General features: G+C 51.9%; 21 protein-coding genes. 8 read left to right on the top strand and 13 right to left on the bottom strand.

Annotated elements, in window-relative coordinates; all coding sequences use genetic code 11:
- Positions 1 to 149 precede the first annotated feature (149 nt).
- The 6 genes from HHO50_RS06015 to uvrA all read left to right on the top strand — a co-directional run bounded on the left by HHO50_RS06015 (position 150) and on the right by uvrA (position 8,586).
- Positions 150 to 1,406, top strand: coding sequence for an ABC transporter permease (locus HHO50_RS06015; protein ID WP_181305088.1), 1,257 nt, complete (start codon positions 150 to 152; stop codon positions 1,404 to 1,406).
- A gap of 107 nt (positions 1,407 to 1,513) precedes the next feature.
- Complete coding sequence (locus tag HHO50_RS06010; RefSeq protein ID WP_181305087.1) at positions 1,514 to 2,377, top strand: TIGR00730 family Rossman fold protein; 864 nt, start codon at positions 1,514 to 1,516, stop codon at positions 2,375 to 2,377.
- Positions 2,378 to 2,640: 263 nt separating this feature from the next.
- Complete coding sequence (locus HHO50_RS06005; protein ID WP_181305086.1) at positions 2,641 to 3,141, top strand: hypothetical protein; 501 nt, start codon at positions 2,641 to 2,643, stop codon at positions 3,139 to 3,141.
- 124 nt (positions 3,142 to 3,265) lie between these two features.
- Positions 3,266 to 3,892: a PepSY-associated TM helix domain-containing protein gene (locus tag HHO50_RS06000; RefSeq protein ID WP_181305085.1), complete on the top strand. Its 627-nt coding sequence runs from the start codon at positions 3,266 to 3,268 to the stop codon at positions 3,890 to 3,892.
- A gap of 127 nt (positions 3,893 to 4,019) precedes the next feature.
- Positions 4,020 to 5,135 (top strand): alanine racemase, encoded by a 1,116-nt coding sequence (locus tag HHO50_RS05995; protein WP_181305084.1) that lies wholly within the window; start codon positions 4,020 to 4,022, stop codon positions 5,133 to 5,135.
- 418 nt (positions 5,136 to 5,553) lie between these two features.
- The gene (uvrA, locus tag HHO50_RS05990) at positions 5,554 to 8,586 is read left to right on the top strand and encodes an excinuclease ABC subunit UvrA (RefSeq protein WP_219921449.1); all 3,033 of its coding nucleotides are present in this window, start codon (positions 5,554 to 5,556) and stop codon (positions 8,584 to 8,586) included.
- A gap of 1,128 nt (positions 8,587 to 9,714) precedes the next feature.
- Here uvrA and HHO50_RS05985 read toward each other — a convergent pair.
- From HHO50_RS05985 to HHO50_RS05935, 11 genes are all read right to left on the bottom strand, one after another.
- Positions 9,715 to 9,963, bottom strand: coding sequence for a hypothetical protein (locus HHO50_RS05985; RefSeq protein WP_181305083.1), 249 nt, complete (start codon positions 9,961 to 9,963; stop codon positions 9,715 to 9,717).
- A gap of 181 nt (positions 9,964 to 10,144) precedes the next feature.
- Positions 10,145 to 10,837, bottom strand: coding sequence for a DUF4142 domain-containing protein (locus HHO50_RS05980; RefSeq protein WP_181305082.1), 693 nt, complete (start codon positions 10,835 to 10,837; stop codon positions 10,145 to 10,147).
- A gap of 225 nt (positions 10,838 to 11,062) precedes the next feature.
- On the bottom strand, positions 11,063 to 11,785 hold the full coding sequence (locus tag HHO50_RS05975) for a DUF4142 domain-containing protein (RefSeq protein WP_181305081.1): 723 nt from the start codon (positions 11,783 to 11,785) through the stop codon (positions 11,063 to 11,065).
- A gap of 133 nt (positions 11,786 to 11,918) precedes the next feature.
- Positions 11,919 to 12,152, bottom strand: a complete 234-nt coding sequence (locus HHO50_RS05970) for a hypothetical protein (RefSeq protein ID WP_181305080.1) — start codon at positions 12,150 to 12,152, stop codon at positions 11,919 to 11,921.
- A 176-nt stretch (positions 12,153 to 12,328) separates the two neighbouring features.
- Positions 12,329 to 13,003: a DUF4142 domain-containing protein gene (locus tag HHO50_RS05965; protein WP_181305079.1), complete on the bottom strand. Its 675-nt coding sequence runs from the start codon at positions 13,001 to 13,003 to the stop codon at positions 12,329 to 12,331.
- A gap of 105 nt (positions 13,004 to 13,108) precedes the next feature.
- Positions 13,109 to 13,684, bottom strand: a complete 576-nt coding sequence (locus HHO50_RS05960; protein ID WP_181305078.1) for a DUF4142 domain-containing protein — start codon at positions 13,682 to 13,684, stop codon at positions 13,109 to 13,111.
- 821 nt (positions 13,685 to 14,505) lie between these two features.
- Complete coding sequence (locus HHO50_RS05955) at positions 14,506 to 14,973, bottom strand: hypothetical protein (RefSeq protein ID WP_181305077.1); 468 nt, start codon at positions 14,971 to 14,973, stop codon at positions 14,506 to 14,508.
- Positions 14,974 to 14,981: 8 nt separating this feature from the next.
- Positions 14,982 to 15,167, bottom strand: coding sequence for a hypothetical protein (locus tag HHO50_RS05950; protein WP_181305076.1), 186 nt, complete (start codon positions 15,165 to 15,167; stop codon positions 14,982 to 14,984).
- A 143-nt stretch (positions 15,168 to 15,310) separates the two neighbouring features.
- Entirely contained in the window at positions 15,311 to 16,960 is a 1,650-nt protein-coding gene (locus tag HHO50_RS05945) for a beta-N-acetylhexosaminidase (RefSeq protein WP_181305075.1), read from the bottom strand.
- A gap of 518 nt (positions 16,961 to 17,478) precedes the next feature.
- Positions 17,479 to 19,035, bottom strand: a complete 1,557-nt coding sequence (locus HHO50_RS05940) for a M20/M25/M40 family metallo-hydrolase (protein ID WP_181305074.1) — start codon at positions 19,033 to 19,035, stop codon at positions 17,479 to 17,481.
- A 120-nt stretch (positions 19,036 to 19,155) separates the two neighbouring features.
- A complete protein-coding gene (locus HHO50_RS05935) occupies positions 19,156 to 19,836 on the bottom strand; it encodes a hypothetical protein (protein ID WP_181305073.1) in 681 nt (226 codons plus the stop codon).
- Positions 19,837 to 20,151: 315 nt separating this feature from the next.
- Between HHO50_RS05935 and HHO50_RS05930 the strand changes: the two genes are divergently transcribed.
- On the top strand, positions 20,152 to 20,325 hold the full coding sequence (locus HHO50_RS05930; RefSeq protein WP_181305072.1) for a hypothetical protein: 174 nt from the start codon (positions 20,152 to 20,154) through the stop codon (positions 20,323 to 20,325).
- A 189-nt stretch (positions 20,326 to 20,514) separates the two neighbouring features.
- Here HHO50_RS05930 and HHO50_RS05925 read toward each other — a convergent pair whose 3' ends face one another.
- Both HHO50_RS05925 and rpoN read right to left on the bottom strand, forming a co-directional pair.
- Positions 20,515 to 21,135, bottom strand: a complete 621-nt coding sequence (locus HHO50_RS05925) for a hypothetical protein (RefSeq protein WP_181305071.1) — start codon at positions 21,133 to 21,135, stop codon at positions 20,515 to 20,517.
- Positions 21,136 to 21,277: 142 nt separating this feature from the next.
- A complete protein-coding gene (rpoN, locus tag HHO50_RS05920) occupies positions 21,278 to 22,759 on the bottom strand; it encodes an RNA polymerase factor sigma-54 (RefSeq protein WP_181305070.1) in 1,482 nt (493 codons plus the stop codon).
- Between the two features lie 238 nt (positions 22,760 to 22,997).
- On the opposite strand from rpoN, the gene asnS reads away from it, so the two are divergent.
- Positions 22,998 to 24,386, top strand: a complete 1,389-nt coding sequence (asnS, locus tag HHO50_RS05915; protein ID WP_181305069.1) for an asparagine--tRNA ligase — start codon at positions 22,998 to 23,000, stop codon at positions 24,384 to 24,386.
- The last annotated feature ends 40 nt before the right edge of the window (positions 24,387 to 24,426 follow it).

The following is a 24,426-nucleotide window of genomic DNA, read 5'->3' as shown; positions in this document are numbered from 1 at the left end:
GTATCTCTAGCCCCTGAAAGTTGGCGTTGTGGCAGACATAGGCGTGTAAGAAAACAACCCGTTTGGCTACTAATACCTTTGTTCTACTACTAACGATTTCAGGAAGAGCATGTTCTCTTTCTCTCCTTTAAAACCTGTATCTTCCCAACATGCTGTACTTACGTCTGGTTTATGAGAGTTTTCAGTTTGCCTGGCAGGCCCTGCGGTCTAATCTGCTGCGCACCATTCTTTCGTTGCTGGGCGTCACCATCGGCATTTTCGCCATTATATCGGTGTTTACCATTGTAGACTCTTTGGAGCGCAGCATTAGGGAAAGCATGAGTTTTGTGGGCGAGCGCACGGTGTACGTAGAGAAGTTCCCCTGGATTTTTGGCGACGGCTCTGACATACCCTGGTGGAAATTCATGCAGCGCCCGTCACCTACCATTAGGGAATACCGGTACCTGCATGAGACGCTGGAGAACGCCGAAGGCGTGGCGTTGGTAGCCCGGCGGGGCGGCAACACCTTTAAGCACCGCAACAACAGCATTGGCGGCATTATGCTGCAGGGCGTGACCGCAGACTTCAATAAAGTAGCCGAGGTGCCTATTGAAGAGGGCCGCTTTTTTACCCAGCAGGAAATTGACGGCTCCCGCAACGTAATCATTATTGGGAACGAGGTAGCGCAAAACCTTTACCCCTACGGCAGCGCCCTGGGCGGCGATATTAGAATCAGCGGTCAGAAATTCACGGTCATCGGGGTCATGGAAAAACAGGGGGCTGGTCTCTTTGAAGGCATGCCCACCAATGACAAAAACGCCTACGTGCCGTTCGGGGCCTTCGGGAAGATGTTTTCCAGCGGCCCCAGGGGCGTACAACCCACGCTCATGATCAAAGGCAAGGTAGAGGATGTGGGCCTCCAGAACCTGGAGTACGAGGTGAAAGGCAAGATGCGCACCATACGGGGGTTGAAGCCTTACCAGGAAGACAACTTTGCCATTAACCGCTCAGAGATGATGGCCGATGCCATTGGCGAGATGTTCTCCATCATTGGCATTGCCGGTTGGGTGATTGGCGGCTTCTCTATTCTGGTGGGCGGGTTTGGCATTGCCAACATCATGTTCGTGTCTGTGAAAGAGCGCACCAACATCATCGGCATTCAGAAATCTTTGGGCGCGAAAAACTTCTTTATCCTGTTCCAGTTCCTGTTTGAGTCTGTGTTCCTGAGCCTCATAGGTGGCGGGGTGGGCATCTTGCTGGTGTCATTGATAACCTTAATTCCCATGGGCTCGTTGGATATTATCCTTACGCCCGGCAACATTCTTCTGGGGTTGGGCGTATCGGTCGTGATTGGCGTACTCTCAGGCATTATTCCGGCGGTCATTGCTTCCCATCTGGATCCCGTAATTGCCATCAGGTCTAAATAACTGTTCCAGACCGCCAGTTTACCCTGCACTATTATCACAATTATTTAGGTTACGGTGCCTGTTTACGGCCTCTTTTCCGTAAACCAGGCTCAATACAGGATTGCTATATGACAAAGTTGAGAAAGACCAGTAAGACCCAGCTGCATGACCAAACCACCAATGCAGGTAGCGGCACCACTATTATTCAGCCAGAGGCAAATGACAACAAGGTTGACTCCTTACAGGAAGCAAAGAAAATAGCCAAACAAGACGCCAACTTCATCAGTGAAGACGACAAGCGCATTAGAGAGGCTTTTACAGATAAAAACTGGAATGAGATCAAGATAGCTGACTCCTGGCAGATCTTCAAAGTGATGTCTGAGTTTGTGGAAGGTTTTGAGAAAATGGCCAAGATTGGCCCGTGCGTGTCTATTTTCGGGTCGGCTAGAACCAAGGCAGACAACCCGTACTACCTCATGGCCGAAGAGATTGCCGCCAAACTGGTGCGCCACGGCTACGGCGTGATCACGGGCGGGGGGCCGGGCATTATGGAAGCCGGCAACAAAGGCGCCCACTCTGAGGGCGGGCGCTCGGTGGGGCTCAACATCCAGTTGCCGTTTGAGCAGTTCAACAACATTTACATTGACCCAGACAAGCTCATCAACTTTGACTACTTCTTTGTGCGCAAGGTGATGTTCGTGAAATACGCCCAGGGCTTTATTGGCATGCCCGGCGGCTTTGGCACGCTGGATGAACTGTTTGAGGCCATCACCCTTATCCAGACCAGAAAGATTGGGAAGTTCCCCATTGTACTGGTAGGCAAGAAGTATTGGCAAGGCATGTTTGACTGGATCAGGGACGTGATGCTGACCCAGGAGAACAATATCAGTCCCGAAGACCTGGACTTGGTGCACCTGGTAGACAACGCTACTGATGCCGTCAAGGTCATTGATGATTTCTACAGCAAATACCTGCTGTCTCCCAACTTCTAAGGAGCCGCTATTTCTGGCCGATTTTGGCCCGTATTTCACAAAAGAGCCCGGAAACGTTTCCGGGCTCTTTTGGTTTTACAGCGAAGCCAAACCTCAGCCTTTGCTGACACCTTTCTATCTTTCCTCCGCTAACTTTTTTATTACGAAACGCATCTGCCCGCTTTTACATGATTAAGATATAATTATATTTGCCTTCCTAAATTACAAATTACGCTATTCCTTTTATTTATACCCGCTCCTATACCCTAACCCTTTAACTTATAATGAAAAAAACCTTTACTATTTTCTTGTGCGCCACTACCCTATTGGCTTCTGGCTGCGCTTCAATTGTTTCTAAAACCAAATATCCCATCAGCCTTTCAAGTGCGCCAGACGGTGCCAGCTTTACTATTGTTGACCGCAACGGTAAAGAAGTAGCTGCTGGCCAAACCCCTACAACCGTAGTTCTCAAGTCAGGCAATGGCTTCTTCAAAAAAGCGGTTTACTCTATTAACTTCAGCAAGACAGGCTATAGTAACAAGACACTTACCTTAGAAGCTGATTTAAACGGCTGGTACTTTGGCAACATTGTGTTCGGCGGCTTTATTGGCTTGTTGATTGTTGATCCGGCTACGGGTGCCATGTATAAATTCAACCAGAAAGACGTACAGGCCCTGCTCAGCCAAAGCACCGCGTTTGCTCCTCTGCAAGGCGAAGGGCTCAAGATTGTTTCCATTGACGATGTACCTCAGGAATTAAGAGCGAACTTGGTAGAGGTGAAATAACCGCTTTTTACCCCTATTTCTATAAAAGAGCCCGGAAACGTTTCCGGGCTCTTTTGGTTTTCCGCAAGGCAGATATACACTAACTTTGTTTTAACCGAGCTAGAGAGAAACAACGCCTACTGCCGTGACCGACTCCACCAAAAGACAGCAACAAGCCCGCGTCCTGCGCGATTTCCGGAAAGTGCACCGCATTACCGGGGCGCTGCTCTTTGTTTTCTTCTTTGTTATTTCCATCACCGGGCTTCTGCTGGGCTGGAAGAAACACACGGGCGGCATGATCCTGGCCAAAACCCACACCGGCACCTCCACCAACCTCAAAGACTGGCTCCCGGTAGACAGCCTCACCGCCAACGCGTTCCGGGCCGTGCGTGACTCCTTGGGCGCAGACGTTTCCCTCACGCTAGACCGCATTGACATGCGCCCCGACAAAGGCACCGTGAAATTCCTCTTCGTGGAAAAGTACCTGGGCGTACAGCTAGACGGAGCTACCGGCCAACTCCTGCACCTGGAAACCCGCCGCGCCGACTTTATAGAGAACCTGCATGACGGCACCATCCTGGACAGGGTCTTCGGGGTAGACAGCGGTGTCTTGAAAGTGATCTACAGTACCGTCATGGGCGTGGCCTTGCTCATCTTCACCATCACCGGCTTTTGGCTCTGGTATGGCCCCAAGCGCATGAAGCAAGAGAAGCCCGCGGTGCTTGCCAAACCCAGTGGGCCACGGCCCGGAAGACCTGTTCGGTCTGCTTAAACTCCATTTCTCTGCTTTTAAGCTGATTTCTGTAAAACAGGCCAGAAACGAAAAGCTTTCCTCCCGCTCTGGCTTTCTGGGGCCCAACAGACTTGTGTATCTTTGACCTGAATCTTTACCGCCTGTTATGTCTTTTCTTGCCCAAATCACTGAGCCTACCCTTTTGCTGAATGAAACCATCGCCCGCGCCAACATCCGCCGGATGGCGGAAAAAGCAAAACGGCAGAACGTTCGGCTGCGGCCGCATTTCAAAACGCACCAATCTAAGCAGGTAGGTGAATGGTTTAAGGCCGAAGGAAGCACGGCTATCACTGTTTCCTCGGTGAAAATGGCGCAGTACTTCGCCCGGTACGGCTGGCAGGACATCACCATCGCCTTCCCGCTGAACCGCCGTCAGCTGCCGCAGATCGCAGAGTTGGCTAAGCAAATCACGTTGAACCTCACTGTCACCTCCGCCCATGATGTCGTTTTCCTGCGGGAATATTTGACGGCACCGGTGAACATTTGGGTGAAGGCCGACACTGGCTACAACCGAACCGGCATCAAGACCGAAGACACCGCCGCGTTGGATGCGGTTTTAACCGAATTGCAGAAAACAGCACCACATACGTTCAAAGGTTTTCTGGCCCACGCCGGCCACACCTACAAAGCCCGCAACCAAGAGACAATTTCTGCCATTCATCAACAGACGCTGGAGAAAATGCGGGCGCTGAAAGAACAGTATTCCGCTGCCTGGCCTGCGCTGGAACTCTCCATTGGCGACACGCCCAGTTGCAGCGTGATGGAGGATTTCTCGGGCATGGATGAGATACGCCCCGGAAACTTCGTTTTCTATGACCTCACCCAACACCACATTACCTCCTGCTGCCTGCAAGACATTGCCGTTGCCGTGGCCTGCCCCATCGTCGCCCTGCACCCAGACCGCAACGAGGTCATTCTCTACGGCGGCTCGGTACACTTTTCCAAAGACATTCTTCCGCTGCCAGATGGAGGAGTAATTTTTGGGTTAGTAGTACCGTTGACAGAGAATGGTTGGGGAGCGCCGTTGTCAGGCACAGCAGTAGTTTCGCTCTCGCAGGAACATGGTATTGTGCGTACCACGCCAGAGTTAATGAAGCATTTTAAGCTTGGTGGCTTAGTGGGTGTTCTGCCGGTTCATTCTTGCTTAACCGCTAATTTGATGAAAGGCTATTTGACATTAAGCGGGGAGCGGTTGGAGCATTTGAGTGGGGTGGCTCTGTAAGACACTCGTAGGAGCTGCGCACACTACGAGGCCTTTTGAGTTAGGTAAAGCCCGAAGGATGATGGGTTGTTTTAGACCAGTTTTCTGAAATTCAGCCCAAAAAAGGAGAAACCTGTGAGGTTTTTAAAACCTCACAGGTTAGATAAAACAGAACTGTGGCACGTGAAACCTCCAATTTAGTATCTAATTATAATGCCGTCCGCTCCAAAGACCTCGTAGTGTGCGCAGTTCCTACGAGTGTCTCCGCCAACACCGTTTCCCGCCTCTTTTCCCAAAAACAACCTCAAAACCTCCACCCTAAAAACCTCTTCCTCCACTAAACTAATCCGCTCTGAATTCGGTTAAGAAGAGATGGATTGCCCGCTCCTTTTGTAGCGCGGGAATGCCTACCTTTGCTCTTTAAACCGAACCAAGTCGGATGATGCCAAAAGATTCTGTTGCTACGCCGGTAGCCAAAAATACTTCTTCCATCGCAGATGTGCCCTTCATTGAAGTGTACGGGGCGCGGGAACACAACCTCAAGAACATCAGCCTGAAAATACCGCGCAACCAGTTGGTGGTGTTCACGGGCATCAGCGGCAGCGGGAAATCTTCGCTTGCCTTTGACACCATCTACGCCGAGGGGCAGCGCCGCTACATGGAGACGTTTTCTGCCTACGCCCGCTCCTTTCTGGGCGGATTGGAACGGCCCAACGTGGACAAGATTGAAGGCCTTTCGCCGGTGATTTCCATTGAGCAGAAAACCACCTCGCGCAACCCCCGCTCCACGGTGGGCACCATCACTGAGATCTACGACTTTCTGCGTTTGCTTTACGCCCGCACCGGGGAGGCGTTCAGCTATGTGACCGGCGAGAAGATGATGAAGCAGTCTGATGACCAGATTGTGCAGCACATTTTGGAACACTTCAACGGCAAGCGCACCATCATTCTGGCCCCGGTGGTAAAAGGCCGGAAAGGCCATTACCGTGAGCTGTTTGAACAGATAAGAAAGATGGGTTTCCTGCGCGCCCGCATTGACGGAGAATTGGTGGAACTCACGCCCAAGATGCAGGTAGACCGCTACAAAATCCACGACATAGAGATTGTGATTGACAAGCTGGTGCCTTCGGCCGATGACCGGTACCGCCTGTCTACCTCCATCCAGAACGCGTTGCAACACGGCAAAGGCACCGCTTTGGCCATGGATGCGGATACCAACGAGACGCAGTTCTATTCCCGGCACTTGATGGATCCAGCCACGGGCATCGCCTATGATGACCCGGCGCCTAATACCTTCTCGTTCAACTCGCCGTACGGCGCTTGCCCGGTGTGTAACGGGTTGGGTGAAATTGAGGAATTGACCGAGGAATCCATTGTGCCAGACAAAAGCGTAAGCATCAGCCGGGGCGGCATCGCACCGCTGGGTGAGTACCGCGACATCTGGATTTTCGCCCAGATTCAGGCCTTACTGAAACGCCACAAAACCGCGCTCACCGTTCCCATCCAAGACATTCCCGAAGAAGCCTGGCACCACCTGTTATATGGTTTTGAGGAAGAAGATCCCAAAGGCAAGAAAGAGCCGTTCGTGTTTGAGGGCGTGCTCAACTTCCTGAAAAAACAGCTGGAGTCTGACTCAGACAACGTGCGCAACTGGGTGCAGGAATATACGCAGCAAAGCACCTGCCCCGAGTGCAACGGCTACCGCCTGAAAAAAGAATCGCTCCACTTTAAGCTGGACAACAAGCATATTGGCCAACTGTCTGAAATGGACATCCAGGAACTGGCCGATTGGGTAGCCAATTTGGAGGAACGCCTGAGCGAACGCCAGAACCTGATTGCCCGCGAACTGCTGAAAGAGATCCGGAAACGGATTGGCTTTTTGGTGGATGTGGGGTTGGAATACCTGCACCTGCACCGCTCGGTACGCACATTATCCGGGGGCGAGAGCCAGCGGATACGGCTGGCTACGCAGATAGGCACGCAGTTGGTAGGCGTGTTGTACATCATGGACGAACCCAGCATTGGGCTGCACCAGCGCGACAACGAGAAACTCATCAAGGCCCTGCAAGACCTTCGGGACTTGGGCAACTCGGTGGTGGTGGTGGAGCACGACAAGGACATGATTCTGGCCGCCGATTACGTGGTGGACATTGGGCCGGGTGCGGGTGTGCACGGCGGACAAGTCGTAACGGCTGGTACGCCAAAGGAAATGATGGAAAGCGGCACCACTACCTCAGATTACCTGAGCTACAGAAGAGGCATTCCGGTGCGCAAGCACAAACGCGAAGGAAACGGCAAAAGCCTGACTTTGCGCGGCGCCACGGGCCATAACCTGAAAGACGTGACGCTGGAGTTGCCGTTGGGTAAACTGATTTGCGTAACGGGGGTGTCAGGCAGTGGAAAATCGTCATTGATCCATGACACGCTCTACCCCATCCTGAACAAGTACTTCTTCAACGCCAAGCGCGAGCCGCTGCCGTTCAAAGCCATTGAAGGCCTGGAGCACATTGACAAGGTGATTGAGGTAGACCAAAGCCCTATTGGCCGTACGCCGCGCTCTAACCCGGCTACCTACACCGGCGTGTTTACGGAGATCCGCAGTTTGTTCGCGTCTATGCCCGAGGCGAAGATTAGAGGTTATGCCGCCGGACGCTTCTCCTTCAACGTGAAAGGCGGACGGTGCGAAACTTGTGAAGGCGCGGGCATGCGGACTATTGAGATGAACTTCATGCCAGACGTGTACGTGCCCTGCGAGACCTGCAAAGGCAAACGCTACAACCGCGAGACGCTGGAAGTCCGGTTCAAAGGAAAGTCCATTACGGATGTACTGGACATGACCGTGGAAGCCGCCGTGGAGTTCTTTGAGCACCAACCGCGTATTCTGCGCAAGATCCAAACCCTGAACCAGGTAGGCCTCGGCTACATCACGCTGGGGCAACAAGCTACCACCTTATCCGGTGGCGAGGCGCAGCGCGTGAAACTGGCCACCGAGCTTTCCAAGAAAGACACCGGCCGCACGCTCTACATTCTGGATGAACCCACCACCGGTCTGCACTTCCAAGACATCCAACACCTGTCTGATGTGTTGAACAAGCTGGTAGACAAAGGAAACTCAGTACTCATTATTGAGCACAACATGGACTTGATCAAGGTCGCTGACCATGTGATAGACATTGGGGCCGAAGGCGGTGCGAAGGGCGGCATGATTGTGGCCCAGGGAACCCCAGAGGAAGTAGCGGAACTGAACTTAGGCTACACCGCCCGCTTCCTGAAAGAGGAACTGAGCACCAGCCATTACGTAGACGCGCCGGTGTTTGTAGCCGATGAACCCGAAGACGAGCCCGCCGAAGAAGTGGAAAAAGAGAAGAAACCCCGCGGGCGGAAGAAAAAGGAAACCGTTGAGACAGATGCTGCTGCCACAACGCTTGTGAAAGAGAAAAAGGCCCCGGGCCGGAAAAAGAAAACCGAATAGTCTTTCAGGGCTGATTTCAGAAAATCAGCCCTGAAACGATAAAACAGGGTAGAATATAACACTCGCTCGTGTCCCCGGCGCGTGTGAGTAGCCCGCGATCTCTGGCCACTTTGTATACGTTAACTCAAGTTGCGATTTATTCACGCCGGTGAAACTCACCCTACCCCATAAGGCTAAAACAAAGGAGCACGGTATCTAATCGTCCCCCTTTGAAGGGGGTAGGGGAATGATTACTCCTGCTGGTAATGGCGTTCCTTGTTCTTTACACCGGCTGTTTAGCATTGAACAAAAGCCTTGTCTCTTCTTCCGCCTTTCTCATCCCCCTACCCCCTTCAAAGGGGGACGGAATGCGTACAAAATCCGGTGGGGTAGGATGAGCCTCAGAGGAGGGAAATACCGCAAAAGAAAGAAGAATCCCCTCCCGGGAGTTCATCTTGTAAGGGAAAAAAGCGGCTGATCGCTTCCTTGGCCTGTCCCCTGACAAGCCAAAGCAGGGGAAGGACAGCTTGAACCGCTTTTCTCCCGTCCTGTTGGGGAAGCGGATTGGTGCGTTTTAGGTGCGTTTTCCGAAAAACAGGCCCAAAACACCATCCCCGCTCTTTCGGAGTTCCACTCCCCTTCTTTTGCCCATGGCTCCCGGCGGAGGGGAACTCCGCAGCAGCGACATCAGCCAAAGTTTCCCTACAAGAGGAGCCTGGAAAGGATAGGGGTGGATTGACTAAGGCTATACGTTTGTTCAGCTTCTGCAAAGGGCAACTTGGGTGCGTGAAGTAGGCGGATAAAATTAATTTGTCCTACTCTTTGGTTGTCTTCCTGGAAGGATCTTAGGTGGCGAACGGCACTAGTGCTCCATCAAAGCTATTCTAGTTCGCCCACAAGATCCTTCCAGGAGGAAGACAAATAGGATAACGCAATGCTGTCTCCGTACTTAATAAATATACCTAGAAGCGGCGGGACGCCGCAGGTAGCTCACACGCGTTGGGGACGAATCATAAATCTCAGGGCTACATAAAACAGAAATGCCTTGCTTTGGAGCGAGGCATTTCTGTTTTATGGGCTTTCCTCCCTTCGGGAAATCTGAGCTTCTGGTAAAGAGGAAGACAAGTGAAAGACGATTGGCCTTTAGAACTAGTGAGCTGCTTCTGCTGCGTGGGCGGCAGTAGTATCTGCTTTTGCTTCAGGAGCAGTTTCAGCGGAGGCGTGGGTTGTAGCAGTAGTAGGATGCGCCTGGGCAGCAGCTGGCGTAGAAGATCCTACTTCCGCGTCAAGCGCAGTACCTGAACCCTTATCATTGGGGTCTGTGGTGGAAGTGTACGTAGAACAGGCAACCCCGGCAAACAGCGCGCAAGCCGCGAAGAATGGCATGATATGTTTCATTGTTTTTGTAAAGTTTGCCCAAAGGTACTGAATTCAGGCTTCCAAAAAACACCTGCCTCAAGAGCTGCCCAGAAGATAGCTCGTTCCTTTTCGGGCTGGTTTTCTGAAAATAGCCTAAAAAGCAACCTGCCTGCACCAGAGGTCTGGGGCAGGCAGGTTGTGCTTTGGGAGAGAAGGTGGTTTATCTGCTTACTGCTTGTTGCCTGGCTCTACCCACCTGTTCATAAATTGGCTGGGCCATCTTGCGGTGTTCTTGCAGAATAGGCAGGTTTTTAGCGGCAAAAGCCTTTATCTCGGGATCTTTGCCGTTTTTGGCTTCCTGGTCAAACTGTTTGATGTCCATTTCGTGGGCCTCTACCATGTGCTGCATATACGCTTTGTCAAACTCAAGCTCGGTCAGCTTGGACAGCATGTCCAGGTGCTGCTGGTGCTCTGGCATAAGCGCGGTTGGCAGGGTAATGCCTTTGGCGGAGGCAATAGCCTGAAGTTCGGTGTTGGCCTTGGTGTGGTCGGTGACCATGCGTTGGCCAAACTGCTTCACTTCGGCATTCTGTCCTTGGGTAGAGGCTAGTTTACCCGCTGCTACCTCAAACATGCCACCGCTGGCGGCTCTCATGGCAAAGAGATGATCCAGGTTCTGGTTTGCATTTACGCTGTCTGAGTTGGTGCCGGTGGCCGGATTATCTAAGGTAGCGTTGTTGTTGGCTTCGGCTACGCCCATGCTGCCGGTATTGCCGGTACCCACGCTATTATTATCGCCGGGAAAACCGTAGCCGGTAGCGTAAGTAGCAGGATCTGTCGTGGAGGTATAGGTGTCACAGGCTGCGCCAGTTAGCAAGGCGGCGGCGGCAAAGAAGGGCATTATTCTTTTCATAGTTTTAAAGATGATCGCGTGTAGAACTGTTTATAGACTAGTTTTTATACGCAGGCCTTGGGCTTGAGTTAAATTACTTGGTGATACCGCTACTTTTAAACTTTGGCTTTTGCGCTGCGAAAACGAAATGTAAACCCGCTCTAAAAGAATGTCTGGGTTTCCAGGGTGTTTCTGCTGAAACGCCCTGGAAACCCAGACAGTATGGTATGGCCAGAAAGGCCGAAATCAATCTACCTGATCTTCAAGTTTGGTGGCCATTTCCTGATGCGATTTCAACATAGGAAGGGTCTTGGTGGCCAGGGCTTTCACGGGAGGCGTTTCTGCATTGGCGCTTTTCATCTGGAACATGGCAATGTCCATTTTATGGGCTGTTTCCATGGCGTCCATGTAGTCTTCGTCAAAGCCTTTGCCTGTTTTTCCTTTCAACCTGTCCAGCATGGTCTGGTGTATAGGCATCAAGGTTGTAGGCAGAGTGATTTTCATTTGGGAAGCGAGGGTCATCTGCTCCTGGCTGGCTCTGGTGTGGTGGTCTACCATCATTTGGGCAAACTTTTTCACTTCGGCATGAGAGGCATTCTGCGTGGCTAACTTCCCTGCCTGAATCTCAAACATGTTGCTGCTGGCGGCGGTCATCATGAACATGGCATCTGTCATGTTGGTCATGTCCATGGTAGTGCCTCCCGCAGCTCCGGCGGCGGTACCGCCAGCTGTTGTGCCAGTAGTACCACCAGTGGTTCCGCCGGTAGTAGTACCACCAGTAGTTCCAGTTGTGGTTCCGCCGTTCATTCCACCAGTGGTACCGCCCCCGGTAGTTCCGGTGGTGCCTGTAGTAGTTCCTCCGGTAGTGCCGGAACCTGTTCCGGTAGTACCAGTAGCTGTATTCGTGCTCGTACACGCTGTGCCCGCAAGCATTGCTCCGGCCACCAGCATTGACATTACTTTTCTCATAGTTTTTGTTTGTTTCATTCTAGTTCGTTCTGGCTTGTATACGCACTAACTGGGTAGCAGTTAACACATTTCTCTTGAACAAATACTGATTTTGCAATAGATAAACCGTGATTCACAATCACTTGCAGCTTCCCTACTCCAGATTAGTGGAGTCTGAATACAACGTATCTGAGGCCAGGGCATGGATAGGCACGGCACCACCCATGCCGCTGCTGCCTGCGCTATTGGTAGCAGCGGCGGGACTTTCGGCAGAGCCGTCTGCCGCCGCCTCTGAGTCTGTGGTAGACGGCGTGTTCTTCTGGTCACCACTGCAGGAGGTGCCGAAGGCCAGAAACAGGGCAAGTACTGGATAGCAGATTATTTTCATCTTCCGGAAGCCGGTAACGGGTATCGTCTGCGGCGAAGAAGCTCTTTAAACGTTAGCAGAGCACTACTCTATTTGATCTTCTAAGCGGGTGGCTATTTCTGAAGGGGACGGAAATAGGAAATGCTTTAGAAGAAAGAGCCTGCTGCAGCAGGCTCTTTCTTCTAAAGCAATACTTCTTACTTACTCACTTTGGCTTCCAGTTCATCTGCCTGGTGCTCATGAATACGGAGCACAGGAAGGGTTCTGATGGCAAAGGCTTTTACCGTTGTGGTGGGTGCCGCATTACTCACTACGTCAAACAAAGCGATGTCACTTTCATGCACATCCTCTATTTCATCTATGTATTCTTTATCAAACTCATTACCGGTTAGTTTAGACAACTGGTCTGCCAGTTCTTGGTGCATGGGCAAAAGCGAAGACGGAAGGGTAATGTTCATGCCAGAGGCAATGGTTATGAGTTCCTGGTGCGCTTTGGTATGGTGGTCTACCAACATCTGGGCGAATTTTTTCACTTCTGAGTTCGCGCTGCGCTCTAAGGCCAGCTTGCCTAGCTGCACTTCCATCATACTGCCACTGGCGGCCTCCATGAGGAAAGTAGCCTCTGTGATGTTGCGGGTACCGTACCGCATGGTTCCGGTTCCGGCCACGTTGCTGGTGGTGCCGGGAGCCACGTAAGCATCTACTGTTGAACCGCCCACTCCCACCATTCCGGTCGCGGCATTGGTGGCGGTAACCGTTGCTGCGTAGGCATCTGTGGTGGGCACCGTGTTAGACGTATTGGCATCTATTCTGCTACAGGCTGCTCCAGCCACTATAGACCAGGCCGCCATTCCATAAAATATCTTTTTCATAGTTCTTTCTCTTTCTTATCGGCTGCCCTTCGCCATGTCACTAGACCAGAAAATGATTTCATGTACGGCTCGCTGAGGCAGCTACGGCTGTTGGTGTAGGAAACACTATCTAGGCTCCATTTCATCTTCCAGTTGCTCTACCTGTAGCAGGTGCGCGCGCAGGGTGGGGAGATTCTTCCCCGCGAAAGCCTTCAGTTCTACGTCTGTTCCATCTTCAGACATCTCTTCAAACTTTTCAATGGCTTCTTTATGGTCTTCCACTACTGCCTCCAGGTACGCTTTGTCAAACGCGGCCCCAGAACTGCTCATGATTTGATTGTAGGTTTTCTGATGATCGTCGCTCAGCCTGGTGGGCACCATCAGGTTCTTCAGGTTGGCAATCTGTTTCAGTTGGGCATTGGCCTGGGTATGGTGGTTCAACATCAACTCGCCCAGTTGCCTCACCCGGGGGTCTGTGGCTTTGCTGCTGGCCAGCCGGCCCAACTCCACCTCAAACATGCTGCCGCTGCCTGCCTCCGCCACAAACCAGCCGGCCCGTGCCTCTTTGCCGGTACTTTCCAGCAGATCCTCGTTGTGCTTGCCCGCCGCGTCTACGGAGGTCGCATCTGAGGAGGAGCCGCCACAACTGGAGAACAAGGACACAGCGGCCACGAAGAGCATACAGGACAGGTAATTTTTCATAGTTTAGATCTTGTACTGATGGCAAGCGGATAATTCTCATCTGCTCTTTTTACGGCTTGGCGTGCGAAGGGTTAACTATGCCCTCAGAAAAGTCCAAATAGCCTCTACTTGCAAGTTACTGTTGATGCGCCTCATGCCTGCTGAGGAAAATTAGCAGGTGCAGGCTGTATGCTGTCTCCTTGGCTTTTCTGTTTGTTGCGTGGGTGCACGTGCTGTATTGTGTCATCTTTGGCGGTAGCGCTCAGGAAAGACTAGAACCGGGGAAAGTAAATAATGTAGTAGCGGTTATGCCAACTAGTATTTACCTGCTCCCATTGGTTTTCCGGCGCAAGCGTCTGCTTGTGTCAGGGGGCATCTAACCAGTAAAGGAAGATCGTTAAGGTGATTTGGTATCACGGGTTGTAATGCCTCCTATCCCCTGCAAAGGCGTATTTCCCCTCCTCGGGGGGTAAGGGTGGGGGCTACTGCATCAGCATCTCCTTCAAAGGCACCTATCATACAATAGAGGTATGACACACCTGGAAAGCTGTTTTGAGGCTGTTTTAGGAAAAAGGAGCTAAAAACGAGGCAAGCTTGATTATATTTTTGCTCTGTTTATTCATTTTAGGCCTCAACAAAGCACCTTTGCTTTGTTCTTACAAGATCAGCTTCCAGGAGGGAATTTCTTTTTCAAGCAGCATTTCTACAGATTCAGACACGTGCAGAGACTACAGCAGCAGCTTTGTCTGGGGAGGAACAAAAAAGCCGCAGGGCGTTTTGGGGCTGTTTTCATGAAAACAGCCCCAAAACGCCCTGCGGCTGAGAAATCATGTTTGTGGTAGTTACAGACTCACGCCTTTGCGTTTCCCGGCCTGGCGGATGGCATCGCGCACCGCCTCTTCATATTCTTCCGGAATAGAGTCGAACTCAATCTGACCCGTTTGCCCCGAGGTAAGCCGGTACAACAGTTTATCTGACTGCACCCGCAGCAAGCTGATGGTATTCCAGGGCAAGACAACCGAAGCCTGGTTGAGGGATAGCTTTAGCTCTAACTGTTCTTCCGTTACCTGCACATAGCTGGAACCAGCAGGCTTCCGGCGGCGCCAGGCCACTATGATGTAAGAAATGGCTAACGCCAGTTGCAGCAAAGGCAAAAGGTACACACTTAGGGCTACTTCATTGGCCGTGTACTGCCTGTAAACGCCCAATCCGCCTAGTAGAAAGAACACCGCCGCCATGAACAGATACAGCTTTGAAAGCGCAGAGCCGTTCTGGTTGGAGGGGGATAGGTTTAAAAAGAATGATTCCATAGATAAAGCTATTTAGAAGATTTGCCTTTCCGTTCCCGCAAGACTATGATGATCTTTAGAACCACAAACATCATAAACCCCAGAAAAGCCGCAAGGGTCACTATGATATTAGGGTCTTCTAAGCGCCACATCAAGATCAGGAACGAGATGGTGAGCATGCAGTTGAGCAACAGCGCAGATGGATGTGAAGCCATGGGTAAAAGTAAATGGGCAATGGGTAAATATACAGGTTTATACCTAGTACTCAAGCTTATCTCTGTTTCTGGGCCGCTTTCTTGAAACGGTGCCCGAAACAGAATAGTGCCTTATCTCAGCAAAAGAAACGTACTACCGGGTTTTATTTATCGGCGATTGTCCAGCGTTCAAAGTCTTTGAAATACGCGCTTCCCCAGAAGGTGTATCTGGGCAACATGGTCGCATGAACCCTTCGCTTGAAATCAGTGAAGTTCTTCTGTTTGGGATCTGTCCAGAGTACTTCGCTGAGGGCGGTCATGCGCGGGAACACCATGTATTCCACCTTTGAAGGATAGCCCATGTACTCCGTCCAGACGTTGGCCTGGGCACCCAGAATGTATTTGTCCAGTTTGAGTTGCTGCAGCTCTGCCGGTACCGGGTTGAAGTGGTACACGGCGTCTAGCGGATTGTAGCCATGGATGGCCAGGCTGTCTCTGGGGTCTTTGGACTGGTAATTGTCAAAATACAGCGGATTACCGGGCGACATAATCACGGGGTGCCGCCGTTGGGCTGCCTCAATCCCTTGTTTGGCGCCTCCCCAGTTCATGATCACCGCCGTGGTATCCAGGTCACCTTCCAGAATCTCGTGCCAGCCAATCACTTTCTTGTTCTTTTTGGCCAGATAGCCCGATACCTGTTTGATGAAGTAGGTCTGCAGTTCTTTCTCGTCTTTGAGGTTGTTGGCTTTCATAAATGCCTGCGTCTTTGGGTCGGCTTTCCACCAGATCTTGCTGCACTCATCGCCGCCAATGTGGATGTACTCTGAAGGGAACAGATCGGCCACCTCGTGGGACACGGTCTCCAGAAACTGAAAAGTAGCGGGGTTTGGGGCCAACACGTTGTTCTGGCGGTTGTACATGCCCCAGGTATTGGCTACCTGCCAAACGGTATCGGGTCGGGTGCTGAACTCTGGGTACGCGGCAATAATCGCCCGGCTATGGCCCGGAATATCAATCTCGGGGATGACGTTGATGCCTCTGATAGCGGCGTAGCGCACCACTTCCCGCACTTGATCCTGGGTGTAAAATCCGCCGTAGCGGATAGAGTCATAGCGGGCGGGCGTGTCTTTGAAATGCCCAATGAGCGTAGAGTTTCGCCAGGCACCCACTTGAGTCAGTTTGGGGTAGCTTTTTATTTCCAGCCGCCAGCCCTGGTCATCGGTGAGGTGCCAGTGGAAGTTGTTGAACTTATGGAACGCCAGATAGTCTAGGTACTTCTTCAGGAAATCAACCGGGAAAATATGGCGGCTTACGTCCAGGTGCATGCCGCGGTACGCGAAGCGCGGATAATCCTTGATTTCTACTGTGGGGAACGCCACTTGCTTTACTTTCTCCAGCGGAAGCAACTGTAACAGCGTCTGGATGCCGTGCACCATGCCGGCCACATCTCTGGCCTTCATTCTGATGATAGATCCGCCAGACTCCAGCCAGTACATCTCGGGCCGGTGGGCTTCAATGGTATCATGGGCCAGAACAATTTTGGAATGCTTTCCCTGCTTCGTTTCCGGGGTGGCAATTTCCAAGGCAAGCCCTAGCTGATTTGTGAGCAGTTCCTGCAAATACACCGCCTGCTCCTGGAACTGGGCATCGGCCACAATCTTGGTTTGCCGATTGATGGTTACCGGTCTTTCACCAGTAGCGGTATAGGAGACAGGTTTGGGCACGATGTTGTTGACGGAAGGAGCCTGGCCGTGGCAGTAAAAGGAAAAGACGATGAATACACCAAGCAAAATAGGCAGGCGGTACTTCTTCATTGGGTCTGGAGATTGATGCTCTGTTTAGAATTTTTCTATTACCATTCCTGGCTCCGCACGTTTTCAGGTTGATTTCTTGAAAACAGGCGCAAAACAGAATAGGTCATCTATTGCAGTAGGCACAAGCAGATGCCTGCGCCAGAGAACCAAGGTAGGCAAGCCAGAAATGCGCCGCAACCCACCCCTTTGTAGGGAAGTTTCAAAAAGTTGCTGTTCTGGATTTCCAATCCCGAACCACTCGGTCGGGGATTTATCAATCCGAAAGAGCGGAACCCGAGCGGAAGGGTAGGAAGCGCCTTCTCTTTCATTAAAATGCCTACTGTTTTTCCCTACAAGATGAGCTCCCAAGAGGGGATTCTCTCACAAAAGCGAGCTTTAGCAGATGCTCAGCCGCAGGATTGAACTAAGAGGGGTTATTAACTGGTAAACACTCATAATTCATCTGTATAAAAGGCAGAATGGCCTTTCTCCCGGCAAAAGAAGAGAGGCCATTCTGCCTTTTATAGGCTTTGGCAAACTTACGACTGCGGTCTAGGCTGCGGAAGCGCTTTGCGCGGCAGTTTGTCTTTTCTAATGGCCGACTGGTACACAAACGAAGCCACAATCACAGAGGCTTGTTTCAGGTCATCGGCCTGCAGGCGGTCATAGGTGTCTTGGTTGGTGTGGTGCGTGCGGGTGTTGTATTCCAAACCATCCTGAATGAACTGGAAGCCGGGCAGACCCAAACCGTCAAAGGAAAGGTGGTCGGTGCCGCCGGTGTTGCGGTTGGTCACGGTGGTAGCGCCCAAATCATGGAACGGCTTCAGCCACTCTTTGAACAACGGCGCCACGGCCTCGTTGCCTTGCGTGTAAATGCCTCTGATTTTACCAGAACCATTGTCCAGATTATAATAAGCCGCTATTTTGGCGTGCTCCGGCAACAGTTTCATGGTAGCAGGATCGCCTAAGTGCTTTTTGGCGTAGCCACGCGAACCGTGCAGACCCTGCTCCTCGCCACCCCAAAGGGCAATCCGGATGGTGCGCTTTGGTTGCAAATTCAAGGCTTTGATGATCCGGACGGCTTCCATCATCACGGCTACCCCGGCGGCGTTGTCAGTGGCGCCGGTGGCGGCGTGCCAGGAGTCAATGTGACCGCCCAGCATCACAATCTCAGACTTCAGCTTTTTATCGGTGCCCGGAATCTCTGCGATGACGTTGTAGCCTTGCGGATCTTCGGTTAAGAAACGGGTTTTGCTTTCCAACTCCACTTCCACGGGAATTCCGGCGGCCAAAAGGCGGCTCATGCGGGCTAAGTCTTCCTGCGCTACTTCAAACTCGGGCAATACTGGTTTGGCGTCCATGGCGTACGAAGCACCGTTGCTGGTGAAGAAGGTTCCGTGCGAACCACTGCGTCCGCTGAACATGGCTACGGCTCCTTCGTTCAGGAACATTTCGCTCATTTTGCCCAGCAACGCCCGGCGGGCCATCATGGCGGCCCGTTGCTCGTCGGTCATGGGCGTGCGTCCGGCGGTGGCTTGCACCGGCTCGGCCAGTTTCTGGAGCTGCTCGTCGGTGTAGCGGGTGGCATCGGCGGTGAAGGTGGTTTTGATGGGCGTGGTCACCTCCATCATCACAATCTTGCCTTTCAGTTTACCGGCGTACTGCGCTAAATCTTCTTCTTTGGCGGCTTTCACCAACATTACCTGTGCTTTCACCGGCCCGTTGGTGCTAGGTGTCCAGGCCTTGGGTGAGCCAATCATGGGTTGGTAATACGGCTTGGTAAGCGCCAGATACGACTTCTCCACTTCCCAGCCTTTCCCGAACGTGCCCCATGGTTCAATCACGGCGTTCTGCAAGCCCCAGGAAGTCAGTTTCTCCTTCGTCCATTGGTTTGCTTTGGCCAGTCCGGTAGACCCCGAAAGGCGCGGGCCGTTCACATCTGTCAGGTAAAAGGCGATGTCCATGACCTGTGATTTGTTTAATCCTTCCTGGCGGATTTTCTCTACGATGGCCGCGTCCAACGGCTCTACTTGTTGGGCAAAGGCGGGCATGGCCAGAAAAGCGGCCCCTAATACTAGCTGTAAGGTTTTGTTCATTCGTGACAGATGTAGGGTTGTACTGCTAAATATAAGAAAGGTGATTGGATTAAACCAATTAGAAAAAAGATAAAAACCTTAGAATGAATTGCATAACGGCAACTCGTTGTTTTTCAGCCCTTACATGGCATAGGTTCTCAGGTAGCAGTTTTCAAAGGTAAATTTACCGGCTTTGTCTATGCGGTAAGCCTCTAGGCAAGACCAACGGTTATATACATTGCTGGCATGGAAATATCTTTTCACCAGCACCAGCTTTTTAGAGAGCAACACAATGGGATAGGAATAAGCGTAATAGGCGGCCGGTGCCAGCCCTAGTTGCTGCAAAACGACAATGTTCTCCGGAAAATCCTGAGTTGTCCATTCCGTCCGCCTCTGCCCTCTCATTCTGTTTTTGATTAGCTCAAATTCTGGTTTGGCGAGGCGGTAATCCATCTTGAGCTGCGGGCCGGCCCCATGCAACCCCTGCCTAGCCGCCAACCGACTTTCATCTGAGATGTTGACCTTCGCCCAGAGGGAGTCGTTGACATACACGTCAGACAGATTCCAGGGCAACATGTTCTTGTCTACCCGGTTGTGCCTGCCGTTCTGCCCGGCCAGAAAACGCATAAAGCTCTGAACAACCTGGGTTTCCGTTTTACCTGTTTGTGCTTCTCCTTTATAGGAAGTAAATAACAATAGGCTGAAGAAAGCAAGAAGGGCCAAAGACTTGAATCGCATGATGTGGGAAACGGGTAATTCTTCCACAATATCCGTAAAAGCCTTCTTAATCGCAACCAACACCAGGCGGGAACGCTCCTGCATGGGCTTTCCTGGGAGGTGAATGGGTTACGATGTACTGTTTATAAAATGGCGTTTGCTGTTGCTGACTCAGCAACAGCCGGTTTAAGGCATTGCCTCACGGAAGTTTCACACTTCCGGACATTGTAGATCCAAGTTGAAAGCTTGAACCCTGCTCAGAGCAGGACTGATGCGTTTTGGGGCTGTTTTGCGGGAAATAGGCCCAAAACGAAGAACCCTGTGAGGTTCTTGAAGACCTCACAGGGTTAGAGTAAACTGGCGACCCTGCTATTGTTGTGCATTGTTGTGGTAGAGTTAGCGCGAGCGCTCTACGCACCCTTGGACAGCCAACCTCCTGATTGGCGCGCCATTGGCACAGACGCTACGAGGTCTTTAGAGCAGGCGGCATTGCGGAAGCATCCGGGTAGAATCTACTGGCGCGAGACTCCAGACTCGCCGGGAGCCACCGGCCAGATTGCGGAACATCAGGTATCCTTACTCATCTTCTTATGAGCGCAAAAGCTATGTTGATATCGAGTTCCGTTTTGGCGCTAGTTTAAGAAAAGTAGGCTCAAAATGCCCTGTTTAGAGAGGATAGTGGCATTCTGTTTGGCACGGTGGTGAAGAGCTTACCACAACTTTCTGTTTACTTGCCGCTTGCTGTTTCAAGGCTGTTTTTCTAAAAACACCTTAAAAGCAGCTTTACAAGGGCATCCCCCAGAGGGAGATGCCCAGCAGGAAACCTAAGGTGAAACCCGCGTAGACTTGGTTGGAGGTATGGGCACCTAAGGCCAGACGGGCAGAGATAACGGCCCCGCAGATCACGCATCCCAGCACAATGGGGTACAACAGATAACCTTCCGGCAGCCAGCCGTGCAGCAGCACTAAAATTCCCAAACCGCCTCCTAATCCAATACTATGGGCGCTTATTTTCCAGAATTGATTGATGACCAGCGTTAGGTAGACCGAGGCGGTGATTACCCCCATCATCAAATAGAACAAGCTGTCAAAGAAGGACATTCTATAGAACACCACCGTGAGCACGGTGTAACAGGTAGCGGCTAACAGAAGGGGCCAGCGTCGGTCTGTGCGGGCCTCCAGGGTCAGGGAAGAGATAAGTCCGGCCTGTTGCATCATCAGGGTTCCCAGCACCGGCAGCAGGAACGTGATAATGAAGACCAACAGCACAATCAACCGTCGGCCTTCCGGCGAATAGGAGAACACTTCGGGTGGCAGGTAGTACAGCAGCAGACTGAACAGGTACGTGGGCTGTATCAACGGATGAAACAACACCGAGAGCACCGTGGCGAGGCGGGGATTCACTTTTTTAAGTAGGAATTAAGAATTAGGAATTGGCCCTTAGGTGAACTAACTCCATTGGTGTGCCTGTGAGACAAGGTTGATACTATTCATACTTCCTTCAAAAAATCCCTAATTCTTAATTCTAATTGCCCTCCTCCGCGGGTTACAGTTCTTTGCGCAGGCGGGCTACGGGGATGTTCAGTTGCTCGCGGTACTTGGCTACGGTGCGGCGGGCGATGTTGTAGCCTTTCTCGTTGAGCATCTTCTCAATTTTATCGTCAGACAGGGGCTTGCGCTTGTTTTCGGCTTCAATGATGTCTTTCAGGATGGATTTTACCTCGCGGCTGCTGGCGTCTTCGCCGGCATCGGTGGCAATGCCTTCTGAGAAGAAGAACTTTAAGGGAATAATCCCGAACTCGGTCTGCACGCTTTTGCTGTTGGCCACGCGGCTCACGGTAGAAATGTCCATGCCAATGTCTTCGGCAATGTCTTTCAGGATCATGGGCTTCAGCTTGCTTTCATCGCCGTCCAGAAAATAATCATACTGGCGGCGCAGCAGGGCTTCCATGGTGCGGAGCAATGTATTCTGGCGCTGCTTGATGGCGTCAATGAACCATTTGGCGGCGTCTAGTTTCTGCTTTACAAAGGTAACCGTCTCCTTCAGCTTCTTGTCTTTCTTGGAGCCTTTGTCATAGGCCTCAAACATGTCGGCGTAGGAGCGGGAGATGCGCAGGTCTGGCGCGTTACGGGCGTTGAGCGAAAGTTGCAGTTGGCCGTCTTCGTTGGTGATGATGAAATCTGGGATCACGTACTGCACCCGCGTGGCTCCGCCGGTTCCGCCGGGCTTGGGGTTCAGCTTCAGGATTAAGTCAATGGCGGCTTTCAGCTCATAGTCTTCCAACTCCAGTTTCTGCTGAATCTTGGCGTAGTGCTTCTTGGTGAACTCGTCAAAACAGTCATGGATGATTTGCTCGGCCACCTCGGTGATTTCGTCTGGGTCGCGGCGCTCTAATTGCAGTAAAAGGCATTCCTGCAAGTCTCGGGCGGCAATGCCGGGCGGGTCAAACGCCTGGATTCGGCGCAGCACGTCTTCAATCTCTTGCTCGCTGGCCTCTATGTTCTGGGAGAAAGCCAAGTCGTTGGAGATCGCCTGCAGTTCGCGTCTGATGTAGCCGTCCTGGTCAATAGAGCCAATCAACTGCTCGCCAATGGCCATTTGTTTGGGGTTCAGGTTCAGGAAACCCAATTGATCCATGAGCGCATCAGTGAGGGAACCGGTGAACGCGATGGGCATTTCGCGGTCTTCCTCTTCGCCCGGCCCGTCGCCCTGCATCTTGTAACCGGCTATCTCATCATCGTTGATATAATCCCCTAAATCTACCTCGTCATCGTCGCGGCGCGCTTCCTCTTCGGCAAAATCGTCCTCGGTGTTGTCGAAATCTTCATCGGCATCACTGTTAGAATCGTCATTATCCGTAGAAGGCTCGTCAGCGGCATCCCCTTCTTCCAGCGCGGGGTTCACCTCCAGTTCTTCTTTGATGCGGGCCTCCAGCTCAGCGGTTGGCACCTGCAGCAATTTGATGAACTGTATCTGCTGCGGCGATAATTTCTGGGATAAAAGCTGTTTTAAATCAAGTCTCTGCATAAGTCAACGGCACTGGTCACACAGGTGCGGCCTCGCCCAAAGTTATGGTTTTTTACTGCTGGTTTGCAAAAAAGGTTAATTTTGGCACGCGCCAATGGCGCAAGGTATCAAGTAGCAGGTATCACGTAGCAAGACGCTTCTTTCAGTTAAGATTTTTTGCGATTGGATACCTACTTTTGCACCAATTGAATACCTGCTACTTGATACCTGATACGTGCTACTTGATACGAGAAAGAACATGAAAAGAACCAAAGTAAATGCCCTGCTCCAGACGCCCGCCAGCGGACAGGAGGTGTTGGTAAAAGGTTGGGTGCGCACCAAGCGCGGAAACAAATTTGTGACGTTCATTGCCGTGAATGACGGCTCTACTATTCATAACATACAAGTGGTAGCCGATATGACCTTGTTCACCGACGAGGCCCTGCGGGAAGTGACCACCGGCGCCAGCGTTTCTGTGCTGGGTACGCTGGTAGAAAGCCAGGGCAAAGGCCAGACCGTTGAGATTCAGGCCCGCACCATTGAGGTATTGGGCGTAGCAGACCCAGAGACGTACCCTTTGCAGAAAAAAGGCCACTCGCTGGAGTTCCTGCGGGAGATTGCCCACCTGCGGCCGCGTACCAACACGTTTGGCGCGGTATTGCGCGTACGGCACGCCATGGCGTTTGCGGTGCATCACTATTTCAATGAGAAAGGCTTCTTCTACGTGCACACCCCGGTGATTACCGCGTCTGACGCCGAGGGAGCCGGTGAGATGTTCCGGGTCACTACCTTAGACCCCGTGAACCCGCCGCGTACCGAGAACGGTGAAGTAGATTTCTCTGAGGACTTCTTCGGGCGTTCTTCCAACCTCACTGTTTCCGGCCAGTTGGAAGGTGAGGTGCTGGCCATGGCTTTGTCTGAGATTTACACCTTCGGGCCCACCTTTAGGGCCGAAAACTCCAACACCAGCCGTCACTTAGCCGAGTTCTGGATGATTGAGCCCGAAATGGCGTTCTATGAGCTGGAAGACAACATGGACTTGGCCGAGGACTTCCTGAAATACCTAGTGCGCTATGCCTTGGACCACTGCGCCGATGACCTTCAGTTCCTGAATGACATGTACGACAAGGAACTGCTCGGTCGCCTGAACTTTGTGGTGGAAAACGACTTCCAGCGCCTGACCTACACCGAGGCCGTGGAGATTCTGAAAACCGCCAAGCAGAAATTTGAATACAAAGTAGACTGGGGCACCGATTTACAGAGTGAGCACGAGCGCTACCTGGTAGAGAAACATTTCAAAAAGCCGGTTATTCTCACCAACTACCCCAAAGACATCAAGAGTTTCTACATGAAGCTCAACGAAGACGGAAAAACCGTGCGCGCCATGGACGTGCTGTTCCCCGGCATTGGCGAAATCATTGGTGGTAGCCAGCGCGAGGAAAATTACGAGAAACTGGTGACCCGCATGCAGGAGATGGGCGTACCCGAAAAAGAATTGTGGTGGTTCCTTGACACCCGTCGCTTCGGCACCGTTCCGCACAGCGGCTTCGGACTGGGTTTTGAACGGTTGCTGCTGTTCGTGACCGGTATGGGCAACATCAGAGACGTGATTCCTTTCCCGCGCTTCCCTAAGAGTGCAGAGTTCTAAGCTATAAGGGTTTCATTGCCTATGTTTGAAACGGGCCTGT

Source organism: Rufibacter sp. XAAS-G3-1 (genome assembly GCF_013623775.1).
GTDB lineage: Bacteria > Bacteroidota > Bacteroidia > Cytophagales > Hymenobacteraceae > Nibribacter.
Note: the sequence above shows the minus strand (reverse complement) of the source record. Positions and strands in the feature narration are given on the sequence as shown.